General features: G+C 64.7%; 18 protein-coding genes. 8 read left to right on the top strand and 10 right to left on the bottom strand.

From position 1 onward, the window contains the following. Positions 1 to 52 precede the first annotated feature (52 nt). From ABNW52_RS12110 to murJ, 5 genes are all read right to left on the bottom strand, one after another. Entirely contained in the window at positions 53 to 817 is a 765-nt protein-coding gene (locus tag ABNW52_RS12110; protein ID WP_349588106.1) for a transporter substrate-binding domain-containing protein, read from the bottom strand. Between the two features lie 209 nt (positions 818 to 1,026). Continuing rightward, a complete protein-coding gene (locus ABNW52_RS12105; RefSeq protein ID WP_349588104.1) occupies positions 1,027 to 1,791 on the bottom strand; it encodes a transporter substrate-binding domain-containing protein in 765 nt (254 codons plus the stop codon). A gap of 188 nt (positions 1,792 to 1,979) precedes the next feature. Beyond that, positions 1,980 to 3,647 (bottom strand): energy-dependent translational throttle protein EttA, encoded by a 1,668-nt coding sequence (ettA, locus tag ABNW52_RS12100; protein ID WP_349588103.1) that lies wholly within the window; start codon positions 3,645 to 3,647, stop codon positions 1,980 to 1,982. Positions 3,648 to 3,741: 94 nt separating this feature from the next. Next, positions 3,742 to 4,581, bottom strand: coding sequence for an NADPH-dependent 7-cyano-7-deazaguanine reductase QueF (queF, locus tag ABNW52_RS12095; protein ID WP_349588101.1), 840 nt, complete (start codon positions 4,579 to 4,581; stop codon positions 3,742 to 3,744). 85 nt (positions 4,582 to 4,666) lie between these two features. Continuing rightward, a complete protein-coding gene (gene murJ, locus ABNW52_RS12090) occupies positions 4,667 to 6,208 on the bottom strand; it encodes a murein biosynthesis integral membrane protein MurJ (RefSeq protein WP_349588099.1) in 1,542 nt (513 codons plus the stop codon). Positions 6,209 to 6,339: 131 nt separating this feature from the next. Here murJ and rpsT point away from each other — a divergent pair, with 131 nt between their 5' ends. Beyond that, complete coding sequence (gene rpsT, locus ABNW52_RS12085; protein WP_349588097.1) at positions 6,340 to 6,606, top strand: 30S ribosomal protein S20; 267 nt, start codon at positions 6,340 to 6,342, stop codon at positions 6,604 to 6,606. 113 nt (positions 6,607 to 6,719) lie between these two features. Then, positions 6,720 to 7,853, top strand: coding sequence for a phospholipase A (locus ABNW52_RS12080; protein ID WP_349588094.1), 1,134 nt, complete (start codon positions 6,720 to 6,722; stop codon positions 7,851 to 7,853). A 65-nt stretch (positions 7,854 to 7,918) separates the two neighbouring features. On the opposite strand, the gene ABNW52_RS12075 is transcribed toward ABNW52_RS12080, so the two are convergent. The 3 genes from ABNW52_RS12075 to fabI form a co-directional block, all read right to left on the bottom strand. Next, complete coding sequence (locus ABNW52_RS12075) at positions 7,919 to 9,085, bottom strand: acetate/propionate family kinase (protein ID WP_349588092.1); 1,167 nt, start codon at positions 9,083 to 9,085, stop codon at positions 7,919 to 7,921. A 3-nt stretch (positions 9,086 to 9,088) separates the two neighbouring features. Next, positions 9,089 to 10,012 carry a phosphate acetyltransferase gene (locus tag ABNW52_RS12070; protein WP_349588090.1) on the bottom strand — a complete coding sequence of 308 codons (924 nt, stop codon included), beginning with the start codon at positions 10,010 to 10,012 and terminating at the stop codon, positions 9,089 to 9,091. 122 nt (positions 10,013 to 10,134) lie between these two features. Next, positions 10,135 to 10,911, bottom strand: coding sequence for an enoyl-ACP reductase FabI (gene fabI / locus ABNW52_RS12065; RefSeq protein WP_349588087.1), 777 nt, complete (start codon positions 10,909 to 10,911; stop codon positions 10,135 to 10,137). Positions 10,912 to 11,164: 253 nt separating this feature from the next. Between fabI and ABNW52_RS12060 the strand changes: the two genes are divergently transcribed. The 4 genes from ABNW52_RS12060 to ABNW52_RS12045 all read left to right on the top strand — a co-directional run bounded on the left by ABNW52_RS12060 (position 11,165) and on the right by ABNW52_RS12045 (position 14,872). Then, the gene (locus ABNW52_RS12060) at positions 11,165 to 11,401 is read left to right on the top strand and encodes an FmdB family zinc ribbon protein (protein ID WP_349588086.1); all 237 of its coding nucleotides are present in this window, start codon (positions 11,165 to 11,167) and stop codon (positions 11,399 to 11,401) included. 7 nt (positions 11,402 to 11,408) lie between these two features. Beyond that, positions 11,409 to 12,062, top strand: a complete 654-nt coding sequence (locus ABNW52_RS12055; protein ID WP_349588084.1) for a DUF502 domain-containing protein — start codon at positions 11,409 to 11,411, stop codon at positions 12,060 to 12,062. Between the two features lie 84 nt (positions 12,063 to 12,146). Beyond that, positions 12,147 to 13,940, top strand: coding sequence for an aspartate--tRNA ligase (gene aspS / locus ABNW52_RS12050; RefSeq protein WP_349588082.1), 1,794 nt, complete (start codon positions 12,147 to 12,149; stop codon positions 13,938 to 13,940). 317 nt (positions 13,941 to 14,257) lie between these two features. Continuing rightward, positions 14,258 to 14,872, top strand: coding sequence for a peroxiredoxin (locus ABNW52_RS12045; RefSeq protein WP_349588079.1), 615 nt, complete (start codon positions 14,258 to 14,260; stop codon positions 14,870 to 14,872). Positions 14,873 to 14,957: 85 nt separating this feature from the next. Here the strand turns inward: ABNW52_RS12045 and ABNW52_RS12040 are convergent, their stop codons facing one another. Next, complete coding sequence (locus ABNW52_RS12040; RefSeq protein ID WP_349588077.1) at positions 14,958 to 16,178, bottom strand: MFS transporter; 1,221 nt, start codon at positions 16,176 to 16,178, stop codon at positions 14,958 to 14,960. A gap of 154 nt (positions 16,179 to 16,332) precedes the next feature. Continuing rightward, positions 16,333 to 16,977: an arylesterase gene (locus tag ABNW52_RS12035; protein ID WP_349588075.1), complete on the bottom strand. Its 645-nt coding sequence runs from the start codon at positions 16,975 to 16,977 to the stop codon at positions 16,333 to 16,335. Between ABNW52_RS12035 and ABNW52_RS12030 the strand changes: the two genes are divergently transcribed. Together ABNW52_RS12030 and ABNW52_RS12025 are read left to right on the top strand one after the other, a co-directional pair. Continuing rightward, on the top strand, positions 16,976 to 17,671 hold the full coding sequence (locus tag ABNW52_RS12030; RefSeq protein WP_349588073.1) for an ABC transporter ATP-binding protein: 696 nt from the start codon (positions 16,976 to 16,978) through the stop codon (positions 17,669 to 17,671). The two genes, ABNW52_RS12035 and ABNW52_RS12030, sit on opposite strands and share 2 nt — an antisense overlap. Beyond that, positions 17,668 to 20,157 carry an ABC transporter permease gene (locus tag ABNW52_RS12025; protein WP_349588071.1) on the top strand — a complete coding sequence of 830 codons (2,490 nt, stop codon included), beginning with the start codon at positions 17,668 to 17,670 and terminating at the stop codon, positions 20,155 to 20,157. Before ABNW52_RS12030 ends, ABNW52_RS12025 begins: the two co-directional genes overlap by 4 nt. Positions 20,158 to 20,163 lie beyond the last annotated feature (6 nt).

The raw sequence follows: 20,163 nt of genomic DNA, 5'->3' as shown, positions 1-20,163 counted from the left end.
CTTTCAGGCCGGGGCAGGACGCCCCGGCGACAGGTCGACAGAAATCAGGCGCTTACTTGAACGGATAGATGTCGTAGCTGAAGTACTTGTGCTGGATCTGCTTGTAGGTGCCGTTGTCGATGACTTTCTTCAGCGCGGCGTTGACCTTGGCCAGCAGCTCCTTGTTGCCTTTCTGCACTGCGATGCCGGAGCCCATGTAGTACTTCGGATCGTTGTATACCGGGCCGACAAAGGAATAGCCCTTGCCCATCGGCTTCTTCAGGAAGTCCTCGTCACCGACGTTGGCATCCAGGTACACCGCATCCAGTCGCTTGTTGTTCAGGTCGAGGAAGCTGTCGGTCACCTTGCCGTACAGCTTCAGCTTCACGCCCTTCGGTACCCACTTGGCGGTGGCTTCCTCGCGCTGGATGGAGGTACGCAGCACGCCGATGGTCTTGCCCTTGAACCAGGCGTCGTCGATCTTGGTGCCTTCCTTGGCGATCAGGCGGCCCGGAATGTTGAAGTACATATCGCTGAAGTCCACCGCCTTGGCGCGTTCCGGGGTGATGTTCATCGAGGCGATGGCCAGTTCGAATTTCTTGGCCTGTACGGCCGGGATGATGCCGTCGAAGTCCATGGTTTTCAGTTCGCACTGCAATTTGGCTTCGGCACAGATGGCGCGGGCGATGTCCGGGTCGAAACCGACGATGCTGCCGTCCGGATTCACCTTGGAGAACGGCGGGTAGCTGACGTCGGTAACGATGCGCACGGTCTGGGCGTTGGCCAACAGCGGCAGGGAGCACAACAGGGACAGCGCGAGGGCATGCTTGCAGTTCATGACGATCTCCATTTCTCTTTTGTAGTCGCGGCGATCTGGGCCGTTGAAGCTAGGCTAATCGCGGCACCGCAGTGTCACAAATGATTAATCGCCATCGGGGCATGAGAGAAATTCATGTGGCGGCTGCGGATGGCGGATGCAAAAAAACCCCGCGCACGGGCACGGGGTTTCTCGGGCGATGCGGCCAACGTTGGCCGCAGGCGGGCAGCTTACTTGAACGGGTAGATGTCGTTCTTGAAGTATTTGCCCTGGATCTTCTTGTAGGTGCCGTCGGTCAGAATCTTCTTCAGCGCCACGTTGATCTTGGTCAGCAGCTCCTTGTTACCCTTCTGCACGGCGATACCGCAACCCTGGTAGTACTTCGGGTCGTTGAACACCGGGCCGACAAAGGCGTAGCCCTTGCCCTTCGGGGTTTTCAGGAAGTCTTCCTCACCCACGGTGGATTCCAGGAACACCGCATCCAGACGCTTGCTGGACAGGTCGAGGAAGGCATCGGTGATCTTGCCGTAGATCTTGATGCTGGCTCCTTTCGGCTTCATCTTGTCGGTGCCTTCCTGCTGCTGCACGGCGCTGCGCAGCACACCGATATTCTTGCCCTTGTACCAGGCATCGTCGATCTTGGTGCCTTCCGGTGCCAGCAGACGGCCCGGCACGTTGAAGTACATATCGCTGAAGTCCACCACCTTGGCGCGTTCCGGGGTGATGCTCATCGAGGCAATGGCGACCTCGAACTTCTTGGCCTGCAGCGCCGGGATGATGCCGTCAAAGTCCATGGCTTTCAGCTCGCACTGCAGCTTGGCTTCGGCGCACACGGCGCGGGCGATGTCCGGGTCGAAGCCGGTGATGCTGCCGTCGGCAGCCTGCTTGGAGAACGGCGGGTAGCTGATGTCGGTGACGATGCGGACAACCTGGGCCTGGGCCAGGACCGGCAGGGCACACAGGGCGCCAAGCGCGAGTGCAGTCTTGAAGTTCATGAAGTCTCCTCTTTGGTGTAAAGGCGTCTTTGCGCCGGTTTGCCTGGCTGTTCTACCGCATCCTTAGAGCGGATGCTAATGACGGAGGCAAATATATATACATTTGTCGCGTATAGATAAGAACGGCAATAAAAAGCCCGCGCACAGTGGCGCGGGCGGATACGGCGGGCAGAGCCCGCCGCGCTGGCTTAGCGGGTGATCGGCTTGTAGCGGATACGCTTGGGCTTGGCACCTTCCTCGCCCAGACGCTTCTTCTTGTCGGCCTCGTATTCCTGATAGTTGCCGTCGAAGAAGGTCCACTGCGATTCGCCTTCCGCCGCCAGGATGTGGGTGGCGATACGGTCGAGGAACCAGCGGTCGTGGGAGATCACGAACACGGTGCCGGCGAATTCCAGCAGCGCGTCTTCCAGCGCGCGCAGGGTTTCCACGTCCAGGTCGTTGGACGGTTCATCCAGCAGCAACACGTTGCCGCCCTTGAGCAGCGTCTTGGCCAGATGCAGGCGGCCGCGTTCGCCACCGGACAGCATGCCCACCTTCTTCTGCTGGTCGCCACCCTTGAAGTTGAAGCGGCCAAGGTAGGCGCGGCTGGACATCTCGAACTTGCCCACGGTGAGGATGTCGGCGCCGCCGGACACGTCCTCGAACACGGTCTTGTCGCCTTCCAGCCCTTCGCGGCTCTGCTCGACAAAGGCCATCTGCACGGTCTGGCCGATCTTCACGCTACCGGCATCCGGCTGTTCCTTGCCGGCGATCATCTTGAACAGCGTGGATTTACCGGCGCCGTTGGGGCCGATGATGCCGACGATGGCGCCCGGCGGGGCCTTGAACGACAGGTTGTCGATCAGCAGGCGGTCGCCAAAGCCTTTCGACACGCCGTCGAATTCGATCACTTCATTACCCAGCCGCTCGGCCACCGGGATGAAGATTTCCTGGGTCTCGTTGCGCTTCTGGTGTTCGAAGCTGGACAGTTCCTCGAAGCGGGCCAGACGCGCCTTGGATTTGGCCTGGCGGCCTTTCGGGTTCTGGCGCACCCATTCCAGTTCCTGTTTCATCGCCTTCATGCGCGCGGCTTCGCCCTTGGATTCCTGCTCCAGACGCGCTTCCTTCTGCTCCAGCCAGCTGGAGTAGTTACCCTTCCACGGAATGCCTTCGCCGCGGTCCAGTTCCAGAATCCATTCGGCGGCGTTGTCGAGGAAGTAGCGATCGTGGGTCACCGCCACCACGGTGCCGGGGAAGCGCACCAGGAATTGTTCCAGCCACTCCACCGATTCGGCGTCCAGGTGGTTGGTCGGTTCGTCCAGCAGCAGCATGTCCGGCTTGGACAGCAGCAGCTTGCACAGCGCCACGCGGCGCTTTTCACCGCCGGACAGCGGGCCGATCTTGGCGTCCCACGGCGGCAGGCGCAGCGCGTCGGCGGCCAGTTCCAGCTGTAGTTCGATGTTGTCGCCGGCGCCGGCGGAGATGATGGCTTCCAGCTTGGCCTGTTCTTCGGCCAGCGCGTCGAAGTCGGCGTCTTCTTCGGCATAGGCGGCGTACACCTCTTCCAGCCGCTTCTGCGCACCCATCACGTCGCCCATGCCGCTTTCCACTTCCTCGCGCACGGTTTTTTCCGGATCCAGCTGCGGTTCTTGCGGCAGGTAGCCGATGTTCAGGTTCGGCTGCCACTGCACTTCGCCGTCGTATTCCTTCTCCACGCCGGCCATGATCTTCAGCACGGTGGATTTACCGGCGCCGTTCAGACCCAGCAGGCCGATCTTGGCGCCCGGGAAGAAGGACAGCGAAATGTCCTTGATGATCTGGCGCTTGGGGGGGACGATCTTGCTCACGCGGAGCATGGACATCACATATTGAGCCATGGTGTTTGGTGTACCCGTAAACGGTTGGCAATAAAAAAATCAGCCGCCGATTTTAACAGCGGCGGGCAGCCTGCGGCCAACGTTGGCCGCGGGCTTACTGACGGGCGGTGCGCACATTGGCCGGCGCGCTGGCGGCCGGGTCGTTGCTGCGCCAGGGGTTGATGTCCAGCCCGCCGCGGCGGGTGTAGCGCGCGTACACTGTAAGCCGCTGTGGCGCACAGGCGCGCAGCACGTCGACAAAGATGCGCTCGACGCACTGCTCGTGGAATTCATTGTGCTGGCGGAAGCCGATCAGGTAGCGCAGCAGGGTCTCGCGGTCGATCTGCGGCCCGGTGTAGCTGATGGCGACGCTGCCCCAGTCCGGCTGGCCGGTGACCAGGCAGTTGGATTTCAGCAGCTGCGAGGTCAGCGTTTCGCTGACGATGTTGGCCGCATCGGCCTTGAGCGCATCCGGGCACGGTGCGTAGTTGTCTACCGCGATGTCCAGCTCGTCGATGCAGTCGCCGGCCAGCTCCACGATCTGCTCGCGGCCAAATTCGGTGGGGGAGAGCAGGCTCACCGTCACCTTGCCGCCGGCGGCGTTGGACAGGTCCAGTTCCAGCTGCGCCGCCACTTGCTGCCAGCTGGCGATGCGGGTCTGGTTATAGCTGTTCAGGTACAGCTTGAACGATTTGGACTCGATCAGCCGCGGGCTGTCCGCCGGGATGCGGAAGGTGGCAATCGCCACCTGCGGCTTGCCCTTGCCGTTCAGCCACGACAGCTCGTAGCCGGTCCACAGGTCCACGCCGGCAAACGGCAGCGCGCCCTCGGCGACACCGATTTCGTCGCGTTTTTGCTGGCGGGCAATGGGGAACAGCAGGCTGGCATCGTACTGGTCCTGGTAGTCCACCTTCTTGCCTAGCGGGGAGAATTCCGGGGTGTAAGTCGGGTTCATGGTGTGTCCTCATGCTGCGGCTGGGCCGGCAAGGTTGGCCGCAAGGCTTGCGGCCGCCCCGCGGCGTGGCGGGGCGGCGTTATCGTTATAGTGCGCGGCGCATGAACTGGCGCGGGCGCATGCCCAGCGCGAACAGGCTGCCGAAGTAGGCGACGGCGCCGATCAGCACCAGCAGCGTCAGCCACAGCGCGCGCTGCCAGCTGTGGCCGTGCCAGTCGATGCTGATGCCGTACTGGATGGCCAGCAGCGCGGCGGTCATCACCGCGCAGGCCAGCAGCAGCTTGGCGATGAAGCCGCCCCAGCCGGCGTCCGGGCGGTAGATGCCGTGTTTCTTCAGCTGGTAGTACAGCAGGCCGGCATTCAGGCACGAAGCCAGGCCGATCGACAGCGCCAGGCCGGCATGCGCCAGCGGGCCGATGAACACCAGGTTCATCAGCTGGGTGGCAATCAGCGTGGTGATGCCGATCTTCACCGGGGTCTTGATGTTCTGGCGCGCGTAGAAGCCGGGCGCCAGCACCTTCACCACGATCAGGCCGGTCAGGCCGACCGCGTAGGCAATCAGCGCCTGCTGTGTCATCAGCGCATCGTGGGCGCTGAACTTGCCGTACATGAACAGGGTGGCGATCAGCGGCTTGGACAACACCGCCAGCCCCACTGCCGACGGCACCGCCAGCAGCAGCGACAGGCGGATGCCCCAGTCCAGCAGATGGCTGAATTCCGTGCGCGCCTCGTCGCCGCGGGCGGCGTACTTGGACAGCGACGGCAGCAGGATGGTGCCCAGCGCTACCCCGAGCACACCGGTGGGAAACTCCATCAGCCGGTCGGCGTAGTACATCCACGACACGCTGCCGGAGGCGAGGAACGAGGCGAAGATGGTGTTGATCACCAGCGACACCTGGGCAATGGACACCCCCAGAATCGCCGGCCCCATCTGCCGTATCACGCGCCACACCGCCGCATCGCGCAGCGCCAGCCGCGGCATTGGCAGCATGTCCAGCTGCTTCAGGTAGGGCAGCTGGTAGGCCAGTTGCGCCACGCCACCGATGAATACCGCCCAGCCCAGCACCAGCACCGGCGGGTGGAAATACTTGGTCAGCAGCAGCGCACACAGGATAAAGGATACGTTCAGCAGCGTCGGCGTGAACGCCGGCACCGAAAAGCGGTTCCAAGTATTGAGCACGCTGCTGGCCAGCGACGACAGCGAAATGAACAGGATATAAGGAAAGGTGATGCGCAGCAGGTCGCTGGTCAGCGCCATCTTGCCGGCATCGTCGGCAAAGCCGGGGGCGGAGATCCAGATGATCCACGGTGCGGCCAACATGCCCAGCGCGGTAACCGCGGTCAGCACGATGGTAAGGGTGCCGGTGACATGCGACAGGAACAGCCGGGTGGCGGCTTCGCCACGCTGCTCCTTGTATTCCGCCAGCACCGGCACGAAAGCCTGTGAGAACGCCCCTTCGGCGAAAATGCGGCGCAGCAGGTTGGGCAGTTTGAAGGCAACAAAGAAGGCATCGGTCGCCAGACCGGCGCCAAATACGCGCGCGATAATGGCGTCACGCACGAAGCCCAGCACACGGGATACCAGGGTCATGCTGCTGACTTTGGCCAGGGCTTTTAGCAAGTTCATGTTTTGATTGGGAGTGAGCGGGTTGGAACAGCAAAACGCCCGCCAGTTTACGCGGGCGGGTTTGTTGTTGCAAAACCTCATGTTAGGGCTTAGAATCGCCGGTTTCAGATTCCGCTCATCAGGAGAAACACATGGCTAACAGCGCACAAGCTCGCAAGCGTGCACGCCAGGCTCTCAAGCAGCGCGCGCACAACGCTAGCCTGCGTACTGCGTTCCGCACTGCAGTTAAGAAAGTAATCAAGGCTGTAGATGCTGGTGACAAGGCTGCTGCTCAGGCAGTATTCCAAGCCTCCACCAAAGTGATCGACCGTATCGCTGACAAGGGCGTGTTCCACAAGAACAAGGCTGCTCGCCACAAGAGCCGTCTGTCCGCCCAGATCAAGGCCATGGCTGCCTAATCTGCCGCAACGGCAAAAGAATGCGCAAAGGCTCCGCAATAGCGGGGCCTTTTGTGTTTCTGGGCACTTTGCCGGGCGTGGCCGGTCTCTCGTTTTTTTCTTGTGATGTCGCCATGTCGCTTCGTTTGCTCTGCCTGTTGCTGGTGCCACTGCTGGCGCACGCTACTGCCCCGCCCACTGATTGTGTCGCGCTGACCGCTGCCGCTGCGCGGCTGGCCTGCTACGACGCCTGGGCTGCGGCCAACCTGCCGCAAGCCACCGTGGCCGCCGCTGTGGCGACGCCGGCCGATGCGCGGGCGGCGCCGGCGGCCAGCGCCCCGGTATCTCTGGCGCCCGCCGCCAGTGCGCAGGATGCGGCGCTGGCCACGGCCACTCCCGCGTTACCGGAACTGGCCCCGCCGCCAGCCGCCCCGCTGGTCACCTCGGCGATCAGCAGTCCGCTGGCGCGGCAGTGGGATCTGGATGGCGACAGCAAGATCGGCACCTTTGTGCTGCGCGCGCACCAGCCCACCTACATCCTGCCGCTGTGGTACCAGTTCTCGCCCAATGCCCGGCCGGGCAGCCCAACACAGGAGCCGGTGGCGCTGTTCGGGCAGAAACTCAGCAATGTCGAGGTGAAATACCAGATCTCGTTCAAGAGCAAGCTGTGGCAGAACGTGCTGGGCACACCGGCCGACCTGTGGTTTGGCTACACCCAGCAATCGCACTGGCAGATGTACAACAAGCGGCAGTCGTCGCCGTTTCGTGATACCGATTACGAGCCGGAGCTGATGCTGACCACGCCGTTGCCGCAACACTGGCGCTGGGGTGACTGGCGCCTGCGCATGGCCGGGGTGGGGCTGCTGCACCAGTCCAATGGCCAGACCGATCCGCTGTCGCGCAGCTGGAACCGGGTGTACGCGATGCTGGGGGCCGAATACGGCAATCTGTCGCTGCTGGGGCGCTGGTGGTACCGGCTGCCGGAGGCTGAGAACCAGGACGACAACCCGGACATGAACCGCTTCATGGGCTATGGCGATGTGCAGGCCATCTACCACCTGGGCGAGCACACCATCGGCGGCAAGTTGCGTTACAACGCGCTGCGCGGCAAGGGAGCGTTGCAACTGGACTGGACCTTCCCGGTGGCCGGGCGCTTGCGTGGCTATGTGCAGGGCTTTTCAGGCTATGGCGAAAACCTGCTGGACTATAACCATCATTCGCGCGGCGTCGGGGTTGGGCTGATGCTGACCGACTGGCTGGCGAACTAGGCGCTCGCACGCCAGCAGCAAAAAAGGCGACCCGCAGTGGTCGCCTTGTGCCTGTCGCCGGCGGTTTACAGCTCCACGTCGCCGGCCAGCAGCGCGGCGGCCTGGCGCGCCATCTCGCCTTCCTCGTCGGTGGCAACCACATAGGCGTGACGCGGGCTGCCGGCGGCCGTGAGGCGGGTGGCGTGCGACAGGTTGGCCGCCAGGTCCGCTTCGAAACCCAGCCAGGCCAACTGCTTGAGAATGCGGGTGCGCACCTCCGGCGAGCGCTCGCCGATGCCGGCGGTGAACACGATGGCATCCAGCCCGCGCATGGCGGTGGCCAGCGACGCCACCTCGCGCGCGGCGCGGTAGCAGAACAGCTCTACCGCCTCGCGCGCGGCGTCCTCCTTGCTGGCCAGCAGTTCGCGCATGTCGGCGGACAGGCCACCGGAGACACCGAGCAGACCGCTTTTCTTGTACAGCTCCTGCCGCACCGCGGCCACGTCCATGCCGGCGTGCTCCATCCAGTACAGCACTACTTCCGGGTCCAGATTGCCCGGCCGGCTGCCCATCATCAGCCCGTCCAGGGCGGAAAAGCCCATGCTGGACGCCACGCTCTGCCCGGCGTGCAGCGCGCAGGCGCTGGCGCCGCTGCCCAGGTGCAGCACCACCACGCGGGCATCGGCCAGGCCCAGCTCCGGTAGGTGGCGGGCAATCGACGCATATGACAGGCCATGAAAACCGTAGCGGCGGATGCCGGCATCGTGCCAGTGGCGGGCGATGCCGAAGCGGGTGGCGATGGTAGGTTGGCCGCAGTGGAAGGCGGTGTCGAAACAGGCGATCTGCGTCAGCTGCGCATCAAGCCGGGCAAAGGCGGACATCACCGCCAGGCTTACCGGCTGGTGCAGCGGCGCCAGTGGAATCAGTGCCGCCAGGTCGTCCAGCACCTCGGCGGTCAGCACCACCGGCGTCTGGTAATCCGCGCCACCATGTACCACGCGGTGCGCCACTGCCAACGGTTGCAGCGACAGGTCGGCCAGCAGGTTGAGCACGGCGCCGATCGCCTCGTCGCGGCTGCTGCCGGCCAGTTGCAGCCGTTGATGCTGGCTGCCGGCATCCAGTTCCAGCGTACTGCCATCCATGCCGAAACGATCCACCATGCCGCGCGCCAGCAGGGTGCGGCCGTCCGGGCTGTAGGCGCGGAACTTCAGGGTGGCGGAGCCGGCGTTGACGGCGATCAGGGCCTTGCTCATGGGTCAGGCTTTCTTGTGGTGGGCGGCCAGCACGTTGGCCACCGCGCTGGAGGCGAGGCGGCCGGCGGCGTCATCCGCCCGGCTGGTCAGAACGATGGGCACGCGGGCGCCCATCACGATACCGGCGCTGGCGGCGGCCGCCAGGTAGGTCAGCTGCTTGGCCAGCATGTTGCCGGATTCCAGGTCCGGCACCAGCAGGATATCCGGTTCGCCGGCCACCGGGGAGATAATGCCCTTGGTATCGGCAGCCTCGTGCGAGATGGCATTGTCGAACGCCAGCGGACCATCCAGCACGCCGCCCTTGATCTGGCCGCGGTCCGCCATCTTGCACAGTGCCGCCGCATCCAGCGTGGAGCGGATCTTGGGGCTGATGGTTTCCACCGCCGACAGGATCGCCACCTTGGGCAGGGCAATGCCCAGCGCGTGGCACAGGTCGATGGCGTTCTGGCAGATGTCGCGCTTGGCTTCCAGGTCCGGCTCGATATTGATGGCGGCATCGGTGATGAACAGGTAGCGCGGGTAGCTTTCAACCTTCATCACGAACACATGGCTGACGCGGCGGTCGGTGCGGATGCCCTTGCTGCGGTCCAGCACCGCGGCCATGAATTCGTCGGTGTGCAGGCTGCCTTTCATCAGCATGTCGGCAAAGCCTTCGCGCACCAGCGCCACCGCGCGCTCGGCGGCGGCGTGGCTGTGCTCCACGTCGATCACTTCGAAGCGGCCAAGGTCGATGTCCAGCGATGCGGCCAACTTCTGCAGCTTGGCACGCGGCGCCACCAGGATCGGGGTGGCGATGCCTTGTTCGGCCGCCTCCACCGCACCGAGCAGGGATTCGGTGCTGCACGGGTGGGCCACCGCCATCGGGCGCGGCCCGTTGGCCTGCGCCTGCTCGATGATGTCGGCAAAAGCGTGTTCGTCACGGGTCATGTTGTTGTTCCTGTGCGGGGGAGCGGAGCGCCGGTACGGCGCCGTGGCAATCGAGGCGGCCAGCAAGCTGCGCCGCGCCGTGCCGTAGTGGCCAGCGCGCGCAGCGGCATGCTGGTCGCTGCTCAGGCCATGATGTTGAAGCCGCCGTCGACGTAGGTCACTTCGCCGGTCAGCGCGCGCGCGGCGTCGGATACCAGGAAGGCGCAGACATTGCCGACATCTTCAATATCGACCAGCCGGTTCTGCGGCGCACGCTCGATGGCGCTGTCGATCAGTTGGTCGAAGTGGGCGATGCCGCTGGCGGCGCGGGTTTTCAGCGGGCCGGGCGACACGGTATGCACGCGGATGCCCTTGGGGCCCAGCTCGTGCGCCATGTAGCGCACGCTGGATTCCAGCGCGGCTTTCACCGGGCCCATGATGTTGTAGTTCTCCACCACCTTGTCAGCACCGTAGTAGCTCATGGTGATCAGCGTGCCGCCGTTTTTCATCAGCGGTTCGGCCAGCCGCGCCATCGCGATGAAGGAGTAGCACGACACGTGCATCGCCTGCTGGAAACCGGCCAGCGAGCAGTCGGTGACGCGGCCGTGCAGGTCGTCCATCGGGCAGAAGGCGATGGAGTGGATGACAAAATCCAGCTCGCCCCAGGTTTCGTCGATGGCGGCGAACACCTGCTGCAGCTCGTCGGTGTTCTCCACGTTCAGCGGCAGCAGCAGCGGTGCGGCCAACGTTTCGGCCAGTGGGCGCACGTATTTCTCGGCTTTTTCGTTCAGGTAGGTGATGGCGACTTCGGCGCCCAGATCATGCAGCACCTTGGCGCAGCCATAGGCAATGCTGTTCTGGTTGGCGATGCCGACGATCAGGCCGCGCTTGCCGGCGAGGGGGAGGTGGGCTTGGGTCATGGGTTACTCCTGGAAGACTGGCGTGCCAGCCGGGTAGCGGTTGATGAAGCAGCGATGCTGCAGCGGTCCTGTTGCAGTGCCATGAAACCGTTTTTGTATTGGCGTATCAGTCGGATATAATCGCCGGTTTGGCAGCCGAGGCTTGTCGTGACGACAGGCTGGCCCCATTATTCTGAACTGTTTGTTGCGGTGCGTTTTGATGCACTGCAATATAGTTCGATAATTCTCGTGGTTGTAGTTGGAGTGGTAAAACATGCCGATTTACGAATACCGTTGTGCTGCGTGTGGTACGCAAAAGGAACATCTGCAGAAGATGAGCGATGAGCCGATTGCGCAATGTCCGTCCTGCGGCAGTAGCGATTATGCCAAACAGTTGTCCGCTGCGGGCTTTCAGCTCAAGGGCAATGGCTGGTATGTGACCGACTTCAAGAACAGTGGCAGTGGCCCCGCCTGCGGTAGCGGCGGTTGTGGTAGCAGCGGTTGTGCCTGAAAACAATATGAAGCACATCAAGATGACCCTGCGCGGCTATCTGGTAACCGGGATCCTGATCTGGTTGCCGATCGCCATCACGCTGTGGGTGCTGAACCTGATCATCGGTACGCTGGATCAAACCATCAACCTGTTGCCGCGCGTCTGGCGTCCGGAAAGCCTGTTCGGCTTTGATATTCCGGGCCTGGGCGTGGTACTGGCGTTTGCCGTACTGATCGGTACCGGCTTCATGGCGGCCAACGTGCTGGGGCAGCGGCTGCTGGACTTGTGGCAGCTGATCCTCACCCGTACCCCGGTGGTCAGCACCATCTACAACAGCGTGAAGCAGGTCAGCGATACCCTGCTGTCCGATTCCGGCCAGGCCTTCCGCAAGGCGCTGCTGGTGCGGTTTCCGCATCAGGGCGCGTGGACGGTGGCGTTCCAGACCGGCGCCCCGAGCGGCCAGCTGAAGGCAGAACTGGGCGCGGAGGAGTACGTGAGCGTTTACGTGCCCACCACGCCGAACCCCACTTCCGGCTACTTCATCATCGTTCCCAAGAGCGAGACCCGCGAACTGGAAATGAGCGTGGACGAAGCGCTGAAATACGTGATTTCGATGGGGGTGGTGGCGCCGTCGGCGCCAGAGGCCGCCCGCTTGCCCGCAAGCGACGAGCGAAATTGACAGGGTTGGCCGCACGGCGGCCAACCCTGTTTCCGCGCCAACCATCGTTATCCGACTACCCAATTCAACACATAAGGCATTGCAATGCGCACCGATTATTGCGGACTCATCGACAAGAAATACCTCGGCCAGACCGTAACGGTAAAAGGCTGGGCCCACCGCCGCCGTGACCATGGCGGCGTGATCTTCATCGACCTGCGCGACCGTGAAGGTCTGGTACAGGTGGTGATCGATCCGGATACCCCGGAAGCGTTCCAGACCGCCGACAGCGCGCGTAACGAATTCGTGCTGGCGATCACCGGTATCGTGCGCGAGCGCCCGGCCGGCACCGCCAACAGCAAGATGATCTCCGGCGAGATCGAGATCCTGGCGAAAAACATCGAAATCCTGAACAGCGCGGCGACGCCGCCGTTCCAGATCGACGATGAGAACCTGTCCGAGAACGTGCGTCTGACCAACCGCGTGATCGACCTGCGCCGCCCGGCGATGCAGAAGAACCTGCGCTTGCGCTACAAGGTGGCGATGGGTGTGCGCAACCACCTGGACAAGCAGGGCTTCATCGACATCGAAACCCCGATGCTGACCCGCTCCACCCCGGAAGGCGCCCGCGACTACCTGGTGCCGTCGCGCGTGCATCCGGGCGAGTTCTTCGCGCTGCCGCAATCGCCGCAGCTGTTCAAGCAGCTGCTGATGGTGGCCGGCTTCGACCGCTACTACCAGATCACCAAGTGCTTCCGTGACGAAGACCTGCGTGCCGACCGCCAGCCGGAATTCACCCAGATCGATATCGAGACCTCGTTCCTGAACGAGGACGAGATCATGGACATCACCGAGAACATGGCGCAGGAAATCTTCCGCGACGTGATGGACGTGGAGCTGGGCAAGTTCCCGCGCATGAGCTACGCCGACGCCATGTACTACTACGGCTCCGACAAGCCGGACCTGCGTGTGAGCCTGCAGTTCACCGAACTGACCGACGTGATGAAGTCGGAAGAGTTCAAGGTGTTCCGCGGTGCCGCCGACATGGCCAATGGCCGCGTGGTAGGTCTGCGCGTACCGGGTGGTTCCACCATCAGCCGCAAGGAAATCGACGACTACACCCAGTTTGTCGGCATCTACGGCGCCAAGGGCCTGGCCTACATCAAGGTCAACGACGTATCCAAGCTGAACGAAGAGGGCCTGCAGTCCCCGATCGTGAAGTTCCTGTCCGCTGACGGCATCAAGGCCATCATCGAGCGTACCGGCGCCCAGAACGGCGACATCATTTTCTTCGGTGCTGACAAGGCCAAGGTGGTGAACGAGGCCATCGGCGCGCTGCGCATCAAGATCGGTCACGAGCGCGGTCTGGAAGGCGGCTACTTCGTGAAGGAATGGCGCCCGCTGTGGGTGGTGGACTTCCCGATGTTCGAACACGACGAGGAAGACGACCGCTGGACCGCTTGCCACCATCCGTTCACCAGCCCGAAACCGGGTCACGAGGAACTGATGGAAAGCAACCCGGGCGCCTGCCTGGCCCGTGCCTACGACATGGTGCTGAACGGCTGGGAAATCGGTGGCGGTTCGGTGCGTATTCACCGCGCCGACATCCAGGAAAAGGTGTTCGCCGCGCTGAAGATCAGCCCGGAAGAGCAGCAGAACAAGTTCGGCTTCCTGCTGGACAACCTGAAGTTCGGCGCACCGCCGCACGGTGGTCTGGCCTTCGGTCTGGATCGTCTGGTAACGCTGATGGCCGGTGCCGAGTCGATCCGCGACGTGATCGCCTTCCCGAAAACCCAGCGCGCCCAGTGTCTGCTGACCAATGCGCCGAACGCGGTGGACGAGAAGCAATTGCGCGAACTGAACCTGCGTCTGCGCCAGAAGGCCGAGCCGACCGCCTAAGGTTGGCCGCAATCGCAAAAAGGGCACCCACGGGTGCCCTTTTTTTTGTGGTGATGATGCGCGAGGCGGCTACGGTCATGACCTGTGCGCTGCACCCGCCCGGCAGTCAACCGGCGGCAGCGCCGCCGCTTTTATCTTGCATGTGCCGCTTGAATATCGTGTCGCGACAGCCATATAACTAGGGATTGTCCACCATCATTGCCGGTTGCTATCGGCGAAATTGGCAATTTCAATTTGAGCGCTCCGGGGGCCTGCGTTTATAACCGCGTCAGCATCCGGGGCCACCCGGGCACCAACCTATTTCCAAGGAGATTCTCATGGCCGTACTCGTAGGCAAGCAAGCCCCGTTCTTTGATGGTTCCAAGACCTTCTCCGCCGTACTGGGCGATGGTCAGATCGTTGACAACTATTCCTTCAAGGACGCCACCGCCGGCAAATACGCCGTGGTGTTCTTCTACCCGCTGGACTTCACTTTCGTGTGCCCGTCGGAACTGATCGCCTTCGACCATCGTCTGGCCGAATTCAAGGCCCGCAACGTGGAAGTGATCGGCGTGTCCATCGACAGCCAGTTCTCCCACGCCGCATGGCGCAACACCCCGGTGGAAAAAGGCGGTATCGGCCAGGTTGGCTACACCCTGGTGGCCGACATCCAGCACGAACTGTGCAAGGCGTTCGACGTGGAAGCCGACGGTGGCGTGGCCTTCCGTGGCTCCTTCCTGATCGACAAGTCCGGTGCCGTACAGCACCAGGTAGTCAACAACCTGCCGCTGGGCCGCAACGTGGACGAAATGCTGCGCATGGTTGACGCGCTGCAGTTCACCGAAGAACACGGTGAAGTGTGCCCGGCCGGCTGGAACAAAGGCAAAAAAGGCATGAAGCCGTCCGCCGAAGGCGTGGCTTCCTACCTGGCCGAAAACGCCGCCGCACTGTAATCAACGCTTGGCTGCGGCCAACCTTTGATTGCCTGCAAAAAAGCCCTGCCACTCGGCAGGGCTTTTGTCATGGCGGTGCTGATCGCTATGCCAGCATGCGCCGTAACGGCCCGGCTTGCAGCAGCACGGTAATGAGGCCGATGGCCGCGCACAGCCACCACAGCGTGGCGCCGCCAAACTGGCCGTAGGCCCAGGTGCCCAGGGCCGGCGCGTACAGCGCGCGGCCGCTCCAGGCGGCGTTGTAGATGCCGAGATAACGCCCGCGCTGGCGGCCTTCCGAGCGCAGCATCACGATGCTGGACCAGGTTGGCGACAGCAGCAGCTCACCGATGGTCAGCACCGCCATCGCCAGCACCGCCCACAGCGCGCCGTGGCCGGTATTCAGCAGCAGAAAACTGCCCCCCATGCACAGCACCGCCAGCTGCGAACAGCGCCGCAGCCCCCAGCGGCCCACCTGCTGCGCAATCCACACCTGCAGACACACCACCATCAGCCCGTTAAGGGTAAACAGATAGCCGATCCACTGCGGCCCCAGACCGTAGTGCTGGCGCAGGAACAGCCCCAGCGTGCCGTACATCTGGTCGAATACCGCCACGATCAGCAGCAGGCCGAGCATGAACTGCAGAAACGCCGCATCGCGCCACGGCGAACCGGCGTTGCCGCTCGCCAGCTGGCCGCTGTGGGCGTGTCTTGCCGGCTGGGCAATGCCATAGTGACGATAGGCCCAGGCCATCCAGCCGCAGGCCAGCAGGCTGCACAGCCCTTGCGCGATGAACACCCAGTGGTAGCCGTAATGCGCCAGCAGGCCACCACTGATGCCGGCCAGCGAGGTGCCGAGGTTGAATGCCACCCGGTACAGGCCCTGCGCCGTTGGCCGCAGTTCCGGGCTGCATGGCTCCAGCACCAGCCGCATATTGCCGGGACGAAAGCCGCCATCGGCGAGACCGGTGAGCAGCAGCAGTGGCGCATAGCCCCATAGCGGCAACGGCAGGGCCAGGCAGAGCGTGCACAGACCGCTGGCCAGCAGCAGGCCGGCGGCCAACTTGCGGGCATCCAGCCGGTCGGACAGCGCGCCGCCGGCATAGGCGCCGGCAAAGCAGCCCATGCCGTAGCAGCTCATCAGCAGGCCGATGCTGCCGTAGGACAGCTGGTAGCGCTCCAGAAAGAACAGTGGCAGGAACAGTTTGGCGATGCCGCCCATGGTATTCATCAGGGTGGCGACCACCTGGATGTAGACCGATGGCGGCAGGCCGCGGAACGGGGTCAGTACCCGGCGCCCGAGGGTGGGGGCGAGCGAGGAGAGCATGCGGTTTCCTTGTGGGAAGCGAGGTGGCCCGCCGCTGCGGGTGGGCACGGTGCCCGGCACAAGGTTAACCCGGCTGGCATGCAAAGCCAGTGGGGGGCGCGAAACGCTGCGTTCCGGCGCGAAAACAACGGCGTGGGCAGTGGATACTCAGCGCTCAGTGCTGGCGCAGCAAGGGTTGCAGGCCGGGCAGCACGTTGGCCACCATGCGCGGCTGGGCCGCCGCCAGCGGGTGGATGCCGTCATTCTGGAACTGGCTCAGGTCGCGCTCGAAGCCGGCCACCAGCAACGGCACCAGCGCGACCCGCTGCTGCTTGGCCACCGCGCGGTACACCTGCTGGAACTTGCTGCCGTATTCCGGGCCATAATTTGGCGGCAGGGCCATGCCGATCAGCATCACGCGGGCGTTGGCCGCCTGTGCCAGCCGCACCATGGCATTGAGGTTGGACTGCATCTCCGCCAGCGGCAGACCGCGCAGGCCGTCGTTGCCGCCCAGCTCCAGCACCAGTACATCCGGCCGGTGCTGCTGCAGCACCGCGGGCAGGCGGTTCAGGCCGCCGGCGGTGGTTTCGCCGGACAGGCTGGCGTTGATCACCGTATGCTGTTTGCCTAGCCGGCCCTGCAGCAGGTTTACCCAGCCCTGCGCCGGGTTGATGCCGTAGCCGGCGGAAATGCTGTCGCCGAACACCACCACGCGGGCGGCCTGCGCGGCAGGCGCGGCCAGGACGAGGGGCAGCAACAGCGCGCACAGCGCGGCACGGCGCCAGGCGCCGGACCATAACTTGGATCGACCAGACAACATGAACACTCCTTCGCAACAAGATGCCATTCTCAGCGCGCGCCACGTGGCGCGGCAAGTGGATTACCACGGCCAGACGCTGAACATCCTGCACGATGTGTCGCTGGCCATCGCCAGCGGCCAGAGTGTGGCCATCGTCGGCGCCTCCGGCAGCGGCAAATCCACGCTGCTGGCCATTCTGGCAGGACTGGACAGCGCAAGTTCCGGCGAGGTGATGCTGGCCGGGCAGCCGCTGTCCGGGCTGGACGAAGACGGCCGTGCGCTGCTGCGGCGCCAGCATGTCGGCTTCGTGTTCCAGAACTTCCAGCTGCTGCCGCAGCTCACCGCGCTGGAGAACGTGATGCTGCCGCTGGAGCTGGCCGGTCGCCGCGATGCACGCGAGGCCGCCAGCGCCATGCTGCAGCGGGTAGGGTTGGCCGCACGGCTGGCGCACTACCCGCGCCACCTGTCCGGCGGCGAGCAGCAACGGGTGGCGCTGGCGCGGGCGTTCGTGATGCGGCCAACCGTGCTGTTTGCCGACGAGCCCACTGGCAACCTCGACCCGACCACCGGCCGCCAGATCGTGGCGCTGATGTTCGAACTCAACGCCGAGGCCGGCACCGCGCTGGTGCTGGTGACGCACGATAGCGAGCTGGCCGCGCGCTGCAGCGCCATCTACCGGCTGCAGGACGGCAAGCTGCAACGGAGCGCGGCATGAACGCCGGCAGCCTGCGGCTGTCGCTGCGCATGGGCGCGCGGCTGCTGTGGCGCGAGATGCGCGCCGGCGAGCTCTCCGTGCTGCTGTTTGCGCTGCTGGTGGCGGTGGCGGCGATGAGCAGCGTGGCGTTCTTCTCCGACCGCATCGACAGTGCGCTGACGCGGCAGGCCAGCCAGTTGCTGGCGGCCGACCTGGTGGTCAACAGCCGCAACCCGGCGCCGCCGGCCTGGCAGCAGCAGGCGGCGGCGCGCCAGTTGCGCACCGCGCACAGCGCCAGTTTCCCGTCGATGGTGTTTGCCCGCGAGCAGGCAACGCTGGTTACCCTCAAGGCGGTGGATGCCGGCTACCCGCTGCGCGGCAACGTGCAGCTGCGCACTGCCACCGGGGTGAAGCAGGGAGCTCTGCACCCGGCCGCGGGGGAGGTGTGGGCGGATGGTCGCCTGTTGCAAAAACTGGGGCTGCGGCTGGGCGACGACATCCGGCTGGGGCAGCGCAGCTTCCGCCTCAGCGGCGAAGTGTTGCGCGAGCCGGATGGCGCGGTGGACCTGTACAACTTTGTGCCGCGCGTGCTGCTGAACCTGGCCGACCTGCCCGCCACCGGGCTGGTGCAGGAAGGCAGCCGGGTACGCTACCGGCTGTTCATCGCCGGCGCGGCACCGGCGGTGACGGCGATGCGGCAGTGGCTGCAGCCGCAGCTGCCGAGCGGCGCGCGGCTGGAAGACATCGAGGAAGCGCGGCCGGAAGTGCGTGCCGCGCTGGAGCGGGCACGCCGCTTTCTCGGGCTGTCCGCGGTGCTGTCGGTCACGTTGGCCGCAGCGGCGGTGGCGCTGGCGGTGCGGCGTTATCTGAATCGCCACTGGCAGAGCGTGGCCATGCTACGCGCGTTCGGCCAGACCAGCCGCGAGGTGGCCACGGTGTGGGGCAGCCTGCTGCTGTGGCTGGCGCTGCTGGGTGGGCTGCTGGGCACGCTGGCGGGCTTTGCCGTGCAGGCGGCGCTGATCTATCTGGCGCGGCAATGGTTGGGCGATGAACTGCCGCCGCCGGGGCTGCTGGCCTGGCTGTCCGGGCCGCTGTCGGCGCTGATCCTGCTGGCTGGTTTCGCCTTGCCGCCCTTGCTGGCGTTGCGCAAGGTACCGGCGCTGGCGGTGCTGCGTGCCGATCTGCCGCGCAGCGGCCGCTCCTTGCTGGCACCGCTGCTGGCGCTGGTAGCGTTGCTGGGGCTGGCGGCATGGCAGGTGGGCGATGCCACGCTGGCGACCTGGCTGCTGGGCGGCCTGTTTGCCTTTCTGGCGGTGGTGGCGCTGCTGGCCTGGGCGCTGGTGTGGCTGCTGGGGCGCTATGCCAGCGGCAGCCAGTCCGGCTGGCGGCACGGGCTGACCAATCTGGCGCGGCGGCCGGCACTGGCGGTGCTGCAGATGGCGGCGCTGGCGGTGAGCCTGATGGCGCTGCTGACGCTGACCGTGGTGCGCGACGACCTGATCGGCGCCTGGCAGCGCTCGCTGCCACCGGACGCGCCGGATACCTTCCTGATCAACTTGCAGCCGCCACAGCGCCCGGCGCTGGCGCAGCTGTTCCGCAACGTTGGCCGCACACCGCCTGCGATGCTGCCGATGACGCGCGCGCGCTTGCTCAGCATCAACACCCGCGCGGTGAAGGCGGAGGATTATGCGGACGACCGTGCGCGGCGGCTGGTGGAGCGCGAGTTCAACCTGTCCTGGCGCGATGAACTGGGCGCCAGCAACCACCTGAGCGCCGGGCGCTGGTGGGCCGCCGGCGACACCAGGCCGCAGTTCTCGGTGGAGCAGGGGCTGGCCGATACGCTGGGTATTCGTCTGGGCGATCGCCTGGCGTTCGATATTGCCGGCACGCGCTATCAGGCCACGGTGACCAGCCTGCGCAAGGTGGCGTGGGACAGCTTCCAGCCCAATTTCTTCGTGCTGGGTCCCAGCGGCTGGCTGGGCAAGGAAAACGCCAGTTACATTGCCAGCTACCGCGCGCCGGATGCCGGCTTCAACAACCGGCTGGTGGCCAGATTGCCCAATGTGACGGTGATCGACATCAGCGTCATCGTGCGCGAGGTGAAGGCGGTGATCGAGCGGCTGGCGCTGGCGGTGGAGGCGATGTTCGTGCTGACGCTGTTGGCAGGTATGCTGGTGTTGTGGGCGGCGCTGGCCACCACCCGCAACGAGCGGCTGGCGGATGCCGCGCTGTTGCGGGCGCTGGGCGCCTCGCGCGCGCAGGTGCGCAGCGTGTTGCTGGCGGAGCTGGGGGCGCTGGGCGGGCTGGCCGGCCTGCTGGCCGGTATAGGGGCGATGGCGGTGGGCAGCCTGGTGGCGGTAAAACTGTTCGACCTGCCGTTTGTCCTCAACTGGCAGCTACCGTTCATGGGCCTGGCCGCCGGGGCGCTGCTGGTGGTAGTGGCGGCGTGGCCGCTGCTGCAAACGATTACCCGCACCTCGCCGGTGGACGTGCTGCGCGGGGTGTAAAGGAGC

Source organism: Vogesella oryzagri, assembly GCF_040148885.1.
GTDB lineage: Bacteria > Pseudomonadota > Gammaproteobacteria > Burkholderiales > Chromobacteriaceae > Vogesella > Vogesella oryzagri.
This window is presented reverse-complemented; position numbering and strand designations above follow the sequence as displayed.